General features: G+C 52.4%; 8 protein-coding genes. 3 read left to right on the forward strand and 5 right to left on the reverse strand.

Annotation, left to right across the window (positions count from 1 at the left end; genetic code table 11):
• Positions 1 to 60: 60 nt before the first annotated feature.
• Together HF327_RS19570 and HF327_RS22200 are read right to left on the reverse strand one after the other, a co-directional pair.
• A complete protein-coding gene (locus HF327_RS19570) occupies positions 61 to 1,044 on the reverse strand; it encodes a DUF932 domain-containing protein (RefSeq protein WP_198462056.1) in 984 nt (327 codons plus the stop codon).
• A 183-nt stretch (positions 1,045 to 1,227) separates the two neighbouring features.
• Entirely contained in the window at positions 1,228 to 2,118 is an 891-nt protein-coding gene (locus HF327_RS22200) for a hypothetical protein (protein ID WP_236024299.1), read from the reverse strand.
• Here HF327_RS22200 and HF327_RS22205 point away from each other — a divergent pair.
• From HF327_RS22205 to HF327_RS19590, 3 genes are all read left to right on the forward strand, one after another.
• On the forward strand, positions 2,117 to 2,521 hold the full coding sequence (locus tag HF327_RS22205; protein ID WP_230630455.1) for a helix-turn-helix transcriptional regulator: 405 nt from the start codon (positions 2,117 to 2,119) through the stop codon (positions 2,519 to 2,521). The two genes, HF327_RS22200 and HF327_RS22205, sit on opposite strands and share 2 nt — an antisense overlap.
• A gap of 153 nt (positions 2,522 to 2,674) precedes the next feature.
• Positions 2,675 to 3,892: a YagK/YfjJ domain-containing protein gene (locus tag HF327_RS19585; RefSeq protein ID WP_236024300.1), complete on the forward strand. Its 1,218-nt coding sequence runs from the start codon at positions 2,675 to 2,677 to the stop codon at positions 3,890 to 3,892.
• Complete coding sequence (locus HF327_RS19590; protein WP_236024301.1) at positions 3,892 to 5,259, forward strand: DUF3987 domain-containing protein; 1,368 nt, start codon at positions 3,892 to 3,894, stop codon at positions 5,257 to 5,259. The genes HF327_RS19585 and HF327_RS19590 overlap by 1 nt, the downstream gene beginning before the upstream one ends.
• A 438-nt stretch (positions 5,260 to 5,697) precedes the next feature.
• On the opposite strand, the gene HF327_RS19595 is transcribed toward HF327_RS19590, so the two are convergent.
• The 3 genes from HF327_RS19595 to HF327_RS19605 all read right to left on the reverse strand — a co-directional run bounded on the left by HF327_RS19595 (position 5,698) and on the right by HF327_RS19605 (position 12,005).
• A complete protein-coding gene (locus HF327_RS19595) occupies positions 5,698 to 6,573 on the reverse strand; it encodes a hypothetical protein (RefSeq protein ID WP_198462058.1) in 876 nt (291 codons plus the stop codon).
• 184 nt (positions 6,574 to 6,757) lie between these two features.
• Entirely contained in the window at positions 6,758 to 8,590 is a 1,833-nt protein-coding gene (locus HF327_RS19600; protein WP_198462059.1) for a DUF262 domain-containing protein, read from the reverse strand.
• A 52-nt stretch (positions 8,591 to 8,642) separates the two neighbouring features.
• Positions 8,643 to 12,005: a DEAD/DEAH box helicase family protein gene (locus HF327_RS19605; RefSeq protein ID WP_236024302.1), complete on the reverse strand. Its 3,363-nt coding sequence runs from the start codon at positions 12,003 to 12,005 to the stop codon at positions 8,643 to 8,645.

Genomic DNA, 12,005 nt, shown 5'->3' on the forward strand with positions numbered 1-12,005 from the left:
TGAATGGTCCAAAGAGGACCAACAAGGTCTGCAGTTAGCCATAGCTATGTTGCCAGCCCATCAGGCGACCAGTTGCAGCGCATGGTCCAGAGCCCGTTGCTTGATGACCGCACCTTGACCAAACCAAGCGCTGTCCAGACGGTTGTCCTGGCTGCGGGCCTGTTTCTCATGATCGACAAACTCCGTCACGGAGCACAGCAGGCCCCAAGCCGTGTCCTTGGCTGCATGCATCTCTGCCCCACGGCCGTGGCCCTCATAGAGCATCTGCACCTTCTTGAGAGCCCGTTCATTGGTCAGACCTACAGATAAATCCGAATGAGCATCGGTATTGCAGATTACCTTGAGGAAATAGTTCATCGCCTCATGGGTTTTGATCTTGCGCTCGGCCAGCGTTTTCATGCGGTACATAAAGCTATCCCACTGACCGACTGCCACACCCAACTGGCGCTTGACCGCTTGGGCATCGAAAGCCGTGCTGTGAGGAACCTTGACGGCTCCCACACCATCGCGCAGAGCAATCGTCAGCGTGTTGTTGCAGACCACTCGTACAGTCGTTGGCATTGCCACTGTGGCCAGCGTTCCATCGCAAGATGTAGCCAGCAGCAAATATCCGTTGACCACGTCATTGCCCTTGAGTGCTGCTGACTTGCCGGTGCGGGCCAGAGCCCAGAACTTGCGCCCAGCCTTGAGCACGCCCGCAGTTTCCAGCTCGTAGCCGGCCACTTCCGTCAGATCACGGTAGAACTCCAGCACCTCACGAGGCTGGACTACCTGGTAGCGGCTTCCCACCACAGACAGCGGAGTCTGGGTGTCACTGCGGTACAGCACCTTTTGCTCAGGGAACTCTTTGGGCTCGGCGTACAGGCCTGACAGGCCTGAATCACCATTGGAAGCCAGATAACGCACCGGTGTTTCCTGAATACGCCAATCCATGCCGGCGGCCTGGGCCCAGACATCGATGCTTTGCTTGGCGGGCAGGGCATGGCCCAGTTCATGCCAAGGGGTTTGGCCGGTATAGGCCATGGTTTCTACAAGATGGGACATGCAAATCTCCAAATGGATGAAAACCTCTCATCGCCACAGAAATCCAAAAACTTCCGCAAAACCGGTTGATTTCATGGCTTCGGATTTTTGAAAATGGGCTTTGAGAGATCGTTGAATGAATGGTGAATATTCGACAAATCGAATAAAGCTGGAACAAAAGCTTTGTGAAGCCTGAAACGAGGATTAATGCGGTAAGGCGGATTTCGGCTGATTACAGCGGCCTGGATGTGAATGCGAAAAGCTATGACCGCATTCTTGGCATTTGAAATCGTTGAGGACGTGGGCGTCAATGGTTTCGCCAACGGCTGAACCAACCTCGCAGCCAATGGAGCTGCCCACTAAACCGCCGAGAACGGCACCTGCCAGCCCTCCAATAGAAATGCCCGCTGGGCCCAGAAGTGAGCCTGCAATACCGCCGATTTGCGCTCCACGCAGCGAACCTGCAAAACCACCGGCAGCACCGGCAAGCGATCCGACGAAACCGCCCGTTTTACGTCCCCAACATCGTTGGACGACTTGAAGGCTGCCACATAAAGGGCAAAGGCAAGGGTGAGGGGGAAAGGTGCTCATCAAATGCTCCAATCGTTGAAATACCGCCTGCACCTCAAGGCTTGTCAGCAAGGATTGAGGTGTAGACGGAAGCGCCGTAGTAGCAACTCGAAGCAGTGATATGTGGATCAAAAAAACTGGATTTAAAAATTCTTTAGTTCTGGAGTTGTGTTGTTTTTGGCGCGAATTTCTGCTGCAGAAGGCTTGCGAAGCTGAATGAACGGGTCCGAATGCTTGGAATTTTGGCGGATCTCGCATGCGAAATTTGAGGCTTTCGCACAGACCAATTCTGAGTGGCTTTTTTCCTCTGTATGGAACTAAATTTTCATCGAATTCGCACGTTCGCATGACTTCGAATTTTGAGGATTTTGATGCGAGGCGAGGGGTGTGTGATTCCCTATCAATAAAATAAATAAAAGTCAAGAGACTTGCTTGTCGGTTGAGGCTCCGCGAAGCAGCTGCCTCGAAGTTAGAAGCCCCTCTCGATTCAATGAAGGCCTTCAAGCAACAAAAGGAAGACTTCATGAATCAGACCCTTTACCCTTCGGCAACGGCTGTGGGAAGCAAGGCGCTTGTGCCTGATGCAGCACGGGCTGTAGCTATATCTCGAGCCAAGCTGGCTGGTACGAATACCTCCTTGCAGGCGGATCTAGGTACTGAACGCCAGAATGAAGAGCCGCAAGTCATGCAGCCTTCTGCTCACCAGAGATCCACTCTGGATCTGAAAACCATCATCCGCCTACCGCAGTTCGTGAAATTGGTGGGGCTCTCCCGTTCCACGGTGTATTTGCGTCTGAATCCCAAGACCAAGTACTACGACCCGAGTTTTCCGAAACCCATTCAGCTCGGCATGAAGGCAGTTGGGTGGAAATTGGAAGATGTGTATTCCTATATCGAGAAGCTGCGGTACAGGGAAACGGACCTATGAAATGGGGTACTAAATTTTCAAAAAGAATCGTATTGAAATTCGGAGGTTTTGTACGATTTTCTTGCGCTAATTTCGATGTGTTGGATGCTTAATTCTCAGTTTTGATATTTTGAGTTAATTAGGTATTTAGTAACTAAATATAAGGTGTATACAATGACCAATGATGATATCAATCAGAGTCAATATATTAATAAGTGTATTCGTTATGAAGGTTTCTTTGATGGGGAAGAAGAGGTGCTTCCTCATGTCTTAGACAGGCAGCTTATTGAAGCGTGTAAAGTAATTTATGAGTTTTCTTCGAGAATACCCCATGTGAATCCGTTCCATGATGGAGCTGCCAAAAATCATATTGGGTTGAAGAATTATCAGCTTTCTTTGATCACTTGCGTGTCTGAGATGATGAACCCCAATTTATTGGAATCTGATATCTCAGAGGATGCATTTCATCTCAATGTTTCTATTGAAATCACGTCTATTCTGGATGTGATCAAGCATTGGAATTTGAATAGGGTATATGCTGATGATCAGCTATTTCAGCTTTTCAATAACTTTGATTTTAATACCTATCGCTTGATGTCTCTTTCCCAACGGGGTGAGGTGCATAAGGAATTGAACCATCTTTCTCAACAGATACGTCAAAGACTGATGGCTGAAGGGCACAGAGAAAAGGTGCACAGCTTCAAACGAAATGCTACTGAAAACTATAAGCAGGTCCTGAAGATGGCTGAGTCCAAGTGGCAGCGATTTGGAAAGATATTGCTGATCAGATTGGATTGGGGCTACAAGAAACCTTTCCCAGATCGGCGGGGAGTCTTTTTGTCTTCGCAGGACTTTGAGCAACGTTTCAAGATCGTTTGTGCATACCGGGATAAGAAACTCAAGGCACTTCGCAAGAAGTACAGAAAGGACTTGGCTTTTTACGTATGGAAGATTGAATGTGCGCCAATCAAAGGGCTGCACATCCACTGGCTGATTGGCCTCAATGGAACCAAGCACCAAGATCGCATCAATGTGCCTAAAGCCATTGCCCAGATGTGGGATGCTGCCGTTGGCAACCCTGATACTTACACGTGGAATCTGAATGCTCAGCAAAAGAACGAAGACGCCATCTTGCGTGTGATCGACTACAGCGACCCTTCGCTATGGCCCATCGTGGGTGGGTATGCCGAGTACCTCACGAAGGTCGACTATGTGGTGCATCTAAGGACTCCTGAGCGGATGCACGGATTTGGATCTTCCAAGGTGCCCAAAGTTGTCAAGCGCAAAACGGGTCCTAAGCGTAGCAAGCCGGAACAAGTTGTTGATCCATGGGCAGTGCGTCGTCCATTGCGTGAATTGAATGTAGCGAAGGCAAGCAAAGGGAATCAATGATGAACAAAGCGTCTCCTTATCCTCTACATTGCTTGCAGTCACTAGGCAGTGATTTTGCCCAGTGCATTGCAGATGCCACGCAAGCTAAAACGGCTTTGGTGGGGCCCGTGGTACTCGCAGCGATGGCCGCTGCTGTACAGGGTACTGTGGACATTCATACGCCTTTCTTTACGGTCATGCCTGCGAGCTTGTACGTCTCTGTGATTGCGGAGTCCGGGATGCGCAAATCCACAGTGATCAAACATGCGTTTCACGGGTTCCGTGACTTCGAGGCTGCCTTCAATGGATGCCAGACAGGCGAGATGAATTTTTGTGAAATGGGTGCACACCCCTATCTCTGGGAGAACACGTCTGAGAGTGGCATCGTCAGCTTATTTGGTAATGGTGCGCAGGCGGCTGCCATTGTGATGGATGAAGGTGGAATGATGGTCAAGCATCTCGATATTCAGTCCATGTGCAAGCGATTTGATGGGAGTGACTTACGCGTGATTCGTAAGCATCAGATCACACAGATACCGAATACGCGGACGACGTTTTGTATGGCCGTCCAGGACGCGGTGTATGCTGAGTTTTTGGAGGGAGCACAGGGGAAAATGATGATGCCCTCGGGCTTGCATGCCCGCAACCTCTACTCCTTTACCAAAACATCATTTGTCTACAGTGGTTGTGCTGGTAGGAGTGTTTCGGACCCGAAGACGCAACCCTTTAACACCCGTGTTCGTGAGTTGATGAATGTCTACCGAGACACCTTTACTTCTTCGCGTCCAAGAAGTCATATTCAGCTATCACCCGCAGCTCTGGGATGCTGGAGAACTGCAGCTGCCGACTGGCATCAAAAAAAGTTGTTTGCCCAAGAGTGGAGAGGGATGAAGCCATTTCTGGAGCGTGCCGGTGAGCAGGCGCTGAGAATCGCGGCGGTGCTGCAATGGTTCAATGGCCCGAAGGCTATGATTGACTTACCAATGATGAAGGCGGCTGTTGAGCTGGTCAATTGGCACCTTCAGCAAGCATTGATGGGTTTAGGAAAATCAGAGGAGTTGGTGCGTAGTACGGGTATGGTCGATTTCGCCGATGCCTTGTATTCGTATATGCAGCGTAAGCTCTCAACTAATCCTGGAGGGTTTTTCAACAGAGTTGATTTGCTGCGCAAGGGGCCTAAATGCTTGCGTAAGGCTGCGAACCTTGATTTCGCTATCGATCAGTTGGTGGGGCAAAAAAAGGTGATTCTGCATTTAGAAGGCGGAAAACGTGTTGCAGTTCAAATGAGTTTCAATCTGTTAGCTCAATTGACACAGTCCAATCAAATTGAGGTGACGAAGCTTACAAGCCTTTTTCGCCGCGGTATAGCGGTAAATAGTGGCGTATAGATCCAGGGTAAAGCCCTGGATCTCACGAGCCGTCATGTCTCGAGCAGACAGGGTTATGATCTGGTCATTGAAACCCGTGAAGCGGCGTTCGTGCATGGAGATTGGGAGTGACTCGAAACGGCACCTCCCGGTACACAAGGCACGTCAAACGGATCTGGCCATGCTCGGTAAACACTGACTGACTCACTTGCCGTTGCACTGGTTGCTCACCTTGTCAGGCCTAGTGCACCGTCTGGATGACGCAGGTGATGGTTCATTTTGCCAGCCAGGGTATGCTCGATTAAAGCTTTCTTGAAGGCCTGGGTCGCAGAGTGGATCGGTATGTTAACGAACGACTCCAGCAATTGCGGCGATATTGTCGGCAGCACGGCCGGCCGGGTTCTTGGTTTGTGATGCATAGAAACGTCTTTGGCATCAAGTTATGTCCCAAACAAGATATTACTTATGCGATTCTGCGGGAGGCTTTTTTGGTGGAAACAGATTTCCCCAACTGTATTCAAAGTTCGGATCGTTTTGGCACCACTGTTTGAATTTTCGCTCTAAGCTCTCGACTTTCAGATCTTGACCATAGATTATTTTCTTCTTTGATTTAGGATCAATTTTTCCAATGTGTTTTTGCTGATAGATTTGCAATATGCCAAATATCTCATCCCAGCACTGGTGCCAAAAGGCCTTTTTCGAAGGAAAAGTTCTGCCTTTCATGGACTCTAAAAAAACTAAGAATTGAGACCTCAGAACATCTTCTCCGACTGCTTTTGCATTACCACCTTTAGTGGCTCTGATCCTGCGAACATAGGGATTTAAAGGCGTCCCCGATGGGTTTTCTAACAACAGAGCGAGATCATGGCAGTGCGACTGAAGTTTAAAAAAAACAGAGACTACCACGTTTAGAAAATCTTTAGAGAGTAGCTTCTCCTGTGTAATTAAGGCGGAGAAATTCTCTACTTCATTCGATATGGTTTGCAGTTCTGGCTGATCGGCACCCATGCGCAGGTGCCTATCGATTTTGTAAATATCTGCGATGGTTTTTAGAAGGTGAAAGTAAGCTTGGGCCAGTTCATTGAGAGATGTCTGTATATTTTTAGGTATTTTTTTTGCTTTATTTGAAAGCGATTCATTTTTAGGTATTAAACCACCCCAAATTTTATTGATCTCTTTGGTGTGTTTGGCCTCTGCTTCGATCACCAGAAAATCAGCTAATATCCAAATAGATTTGAGCTTGCCCTCAAACCAACCCGCATTAACATAGAGTGCTGAAGAAACAAGGGCTTGTTTATTTTTTAGTGCTTTCTCAGCGTATTTGTTGAGTGGCATATATAGCGAAGCAAGAAGCGATTAATATTAATTTTGACAGCGTTAATGAAGCCTAGGGATTGATCTGGCGACAAAAGGTTGGATGACCACTAAGCGTCCGGCGAACCCATTTGATCTCGTCATTGAGAAAGATCGTGCCCATTTAATCGCTTCGTGGACATTATGTGTAGCATTTCAGTCTTGATCAGACATCGATGGCTGTGGTTTTCCAGACATCTTGCGCCAGAGCGATGAGCAGCGCGTGGCGCTTCTCGATGGACGCGGCATTCCACGCGGGAAAAGCCTCTAGCTTGGTGTTGATACGGGAAATAGATGTGTTCTGACCGACATCGGTCAGCGCCACCAGACTGCGGGTCAGGTAGTTGCCGCTCTTGCCGTACTCGGCCTGCTTGGCCGTGTAGAAGTCGTTGCCCGCGACGATGTTGATGGGCTTCTCCAGCAAGGTCAGGTTACCCAGCCGGTTTTTGTAGTCGTCGTAGACCGTCCCTGGGTTTTCGGTGGCCCACCTGGTTCGTAGAACGTCCTCTGGCTTGTTGGGCAGAATGTGCTCGATCTCCAGATTGGTAAATGGCTCCAGGCTGCCCGGCACCTTTAGCCCGCTGAAGGCCATCTCGACGTGTTGCGTTAGCCGCGCCAGCAGGTAGCGCGTGCGGTACTGCTGCATCGAGTACAGAGTGAGGCGCTTGAGGGCGTCAGTCAGCTCCTGCGACTTCCCCGCCATATTCTTCTCGAAGCGATCGACAACGAAGGCGTTGAGCTGAGCCTTTTGCTTCAACGGATCGGTGGCCTCGGCAATCGTGCGCAACTCGTCGGCCCATTGGGAGAAGCTGCGCTCCAGATCCTTGGTTGGGGTCTTGGTGAAGATGTAGTAGAAAAGGAAGCTCTCCAGCTGCGCCACGAAGTGGTCGAACAACGGTTTCGGAAAGCTCGCAGCTACCAGCAGCAGTACATAGTGCAAGCTGAATGCGCCACCGGTCAGCCGCTTGAGGCTGTCCATCGGCAGGCTGGGTTTGCCGTCGTTGCCCAGCCCGTTCGCGAAGGCCAAATAGTGCTCGACGTTGCGAATCACCTTACGAACAAACTCAAAGGGCTTACCTGCGTAGTCGCACAGCGCCGCGTTGTCCTTGGCGATAAACCAGTCGTAGATCTCGTCCTCGCGCACCACCGCGTCGCCGCGTTCGTTCTTGATTGTGTAGTTGGCCATCAAGAAGTAGCGCAGGAAGCGCAGAGGTTTTTCCTTCCCCTTCTCCAGCGGCTTGGTGATCTTCTTCCACTCGTCCTTGAGCTGGGTGAACTGCGTTTGTTTGACCTGAGTGAACAGCAGGTTCTTGAGTAAGTCCATCGGGTTCAGGCCCACGCCGCGCTCGTTGATGGTCTCGAAGATCTTCAGTGCGCTACTTACGTCCGTCGAAATCTGGATAAACACGACGTTTGTTGCGAGATAGAACCAATATTTCTTGAGCTTGGCGGCGTCGTCGTAGTTGTCTTTCAGATAACGGTACAAGGTTGAATAGGCGTTGATGAGGTTTTCCATCGATCCGAAGCTGGTGATGCCCGATGCCTGGACGCTGGAGCGCACGGCCACGGGATCGCCATTGACCTCGACCACCTTAGCCATGACCTCAGCTGCGCCTTCGTAACGGGGATCAAGCTTGAGACGAGTTACGATCCCGGTACTGCCGGTGTAGCTGTCGGAAATCAGCCGGTTGAGGTGCTGGGCTTCCGGCTCCTGTTGCAGGAGGTGCCGCAGCGCACACAGCAGCAGGAAGAAGGTTGTCAGGCGCTGCTGGCCGTCGATGACCTCGTAGTGGTTCTTCTGATCGGTCGGCGACACCAGCACGGTGCCGATGAAGTATTCCCGCGCGGTGCCCGCATCGATCTGCTCGCCGATGTCCTCCAGCAGCTGATGCACTTCCTTGTCCGTCCAGACGTACTCGCGCTGGTAATCCGGGACGATGTAGAAGCACTCCCTAAAGGCTTCCTCGATGCTGTATTTGTGATTTTCGATGCGGGCCATGTCTCGTCTTCTCTAAATCTTTCAATGCACAAAGCTGGGAACTAGCGATCGCTTAGACCAGCACCTGGAACAATTTCTTCAAGTAGGCGCTGGCACCATCCTCCATGAACAGCACATTGCGGCTTTCCAAATCGGCCTTCTTTGTCGGGTCGCCCACGTTAAGTAAGTCGGTGAACTTCGTCGGCGAGAGAACGAAGGCATTCAAGACCAGCGGCGCTTCGCCCGTTTTGGTCTGTGCTGCCAGCGTTGTCTCCAGAGTCTTCACCTCCTTGTACAGCCCTAGCTTGGGATGAGACAGATCGAGATTGCGCAGCCCCTTGGGATCGACAAAGGTCAACCACTGCTTGCCGCTGACGTCGTCTACCAGCCACAGCAAGAAGTCAGGATAAAAGTTGCCTGCCAATGCGAAGCCAAGCCCCTTCCCTTCACGGTCTGCATTGCGCAGCAGGTACAGACTGCGCGGGCCAATCGCTTCCTTGCCTTCGCTGGAGTTGTAGAACGCTTCGAGATCACGGACAAAGGTCACTTCGCTCGGTGCGCCAAGGCCCAAAGGCTTTAGCTTCAAAGGAACGAGATCTTTATCCCCATCCTGATCAAAGCTGAACAATGGGTAGAACAAGTGCCGGTCAAAGCTGATGGCGACCATGTGTGGCGCGTTCCACTTGCTGGCCTCTCCAATCTTGCCGTCCGCCACCAGATTCTTCAGCGCTTCCAGCTTCGCCTGATACTCCAGACCGTCATCGCTGTTCTCGATCTCGAACTGATACAGCTTGAGCATCGACCCGTGGTTTTCATCGATGTGAGTGATGTCGTAGAACTGGCCTTCGTAGCCCGTCTTCAAGGCCTTGTAGAAGCGATCGGTGTAATCCGTCAGTAGTCGCAGCAAGATGTTTTCCTGCTTGCGGATGTCGGCGAAGGTCGTCACGTTCAGCTCCGCCGCCGGGATGAACAGCGTGTACCAATCCTGCGCACCCGCGCAGAAGTCAATAAGCTTCTGCTGTTCCAACCGCAGATTGCTCCAGCTGCGCTGCAGCTTGTAATCCTGCAGCGCCAGATAGACGCGATCCCAATTGAAAGCAGGGAACAGCGTCTGATTCAGCTTGCCCTTGTTGCGGGTTTCCGTCGTATGGGCTGCGCCCTTGTCCTTGCTGGACAGCGCTTCGACACGCGGGTACAGATCGAGCACAACATGCGGCGACTTGATCTTGTCTTGGAACTGCGCCGGAATTTCGTACAGCCACGGGAAGTGCGTGCGCTTGAAACCCAGCTTTTGGTTATCCTTGTAACCGTCCTTCAACGCAAGCGTCTTGAGTTTGCCCTTGGGCAGGTTGGCTCTCGTCGGGAAGTCCAGCTCCAGCACTTCGTCGCTGGGCGTAATGCCTTCCTCGCGGAGGTAGTCCTTGAACGCGGCCATGTAGCTGGCGCGCACGCCGAAGATATTCAGCGCCTCCAGCTTGTCCAGATGCACGCCCTTGGGCCGGTCCTGCGGCAAGGTGCGCTTGAGTGAGAAGCCCTTGCCCTTGAGGCGCACCCCGCGTCCGAACAACTGGATGATCTGCGAGCCTTCGCCCTGGCCCATGTTCAGCAGCCCCATCGTGGACACACGCCAACTGCTCCAGCCTTCCGTGAATTTGCGCGAGCCGATTAGTACATTGAGACGACTGTCCTTGTTGTTCAGCGTGCCGAACAGTGCGCCGCCGAAGTCGTCACGTTCGCTGTCAAAGGCCTCCGCGTCCTCCGCCATCCCGAAGAAGCCTGCGTCGTCCCCGATGTTGATAAGGCCGAAGGGCTCTGCATCGCCCACACGCAACGCCAGCTCACCCTTGCTGCTCTTGATGTTGACCAGTTTCAATCGCTGGCGGCCCGAGGCATTGAACACTCGCAGCAGGATGTCGGCATACAGATCATCCACGCGCCCTCCGAAGCCCATCAGGGGCGTGAAACGCCCGCTGAAGATGTTGTTGCCCTTGGCGTCCAAAATCTGCGCCTTGTCCGCAATCATGTCGGTCAGCCAGCTTTTGATCTGCGCTTCGCTGTTCAGGAAGTCGGCAAGGAAGTTCACCACTTCCAAAATGTCCGACCCCTCGCCTGACACTGTGTTGCCTACGAAAACCCAGAGTGGCTTCTCAATGTTGAAGTCGGTGAGTTTGTCGCGGTGCGTGCTCCACAGCCAGAGCTGCTGGTAGTAGGCGAGCAGGCAGGCTGTGAAATACTTGCGCGCGTTGTCCGCTTGCTCGTAGGCCTCGCCGTTCATGTTGAGGATCAGCGACTCCTTGCCGTAGCCGTCCTCATAGAAGAATTTGTACGAGTAGTCGAACAGGATGCATTTGGCGTAAATCTCACGCGTAGCGGTGATGCGCGCGCGACGCTTGTCTTCTGTCGATAGAGCCAATTGCGCCTTCTGCCCGTCGTCCAGACTGCGCAGGCTGGTGGTATTGAACAGCATCTTGGCGCGCTTCTTTTGGATGTCGTCTTCCGCCGCCACCACGGTCATGCCCTTGGCCACTGCCTGTCCGAAGGTGGCCGAGTACTCGAAGGCAAAACCGCCTCGCACCAGCGCATCGCGCCGCGCCATCCACGCGCCCGCCGCCGTGCCCGTACCACGGTGGCCTTCGTCCACCAGCACCAGGTTGTGGCCCTCGAAGGCATCCACGGCGACGGTCTTGTCGCCCATCTCATCGCCCAGCTTGTTGATGTCGATGATTTCAATGGTGCCGCGCGCGGGTGACTGGGCCTTGTTGAAGAACTGCGAGAATCCGAAGCCGGACAGGTGCAGCTCTTCCAAGTGCTGGCGGCTCAAGCCTTCGTTGGGCGTGAGCAGGATAATCTTGTCGGGAAAGTGATCGCTGCGTCCCACTTGGAAGTAATGCAGGTACTGGCGGATGTTGACGTGCAGCAGCAGGGTCTTGCCGCTGCCGGTGGCATTCCAGAAGGCGATCTTGTTTAGGTCGTCTGCTTCGAAATCGCGGAACGGCTCCGCGCCCGTTTCGGCGCGGTAGCGCGTCATTTCCTCGTTCAGGCCATTGAGCAAGTCCTGCCGGTGGTTAAAGTACCAGTCCAGATATAGCTCACTGAACAGCAGCGAGAGGTACTGGAAGTACTTCATCTGCAGCTCGTGGCCTTCCAGCTTGTTGCGCTGGGCGGTGATGGCCTGCCAGTGGGCGACGACGTTTAAGTCGTAGCGCCGCAGGTCAGCCTCGGGAACCTTGTTGGGATCGAACAAGCCTCGGATCAGTTCGTGGAAGAACTTGGTCTGGCCGTCCTCGTCGATGCCCTCGAAGCGGTCATCGCCCAAGCGCATCTTGAGTGCCGCCAGCGTACCGCCCTGAAAGAAACCCAGCACCCAGCGATTGAGCACCAACTCTTGATGGAAGCTGCGCTTCTTGTTTTTTGTAGTCTTCGTTACGCGCGCCAT

It is taken from the genome of Comamonas suwonensis, assembly GCF_012844455.2.
GTDB classification, from domain to species: Bacteria; Pseudomonadota; Gammaproteobacteria; order Burkholderiales; family Burkholderiaceae_C; genus Comamonas; species Comamonas suwonensis.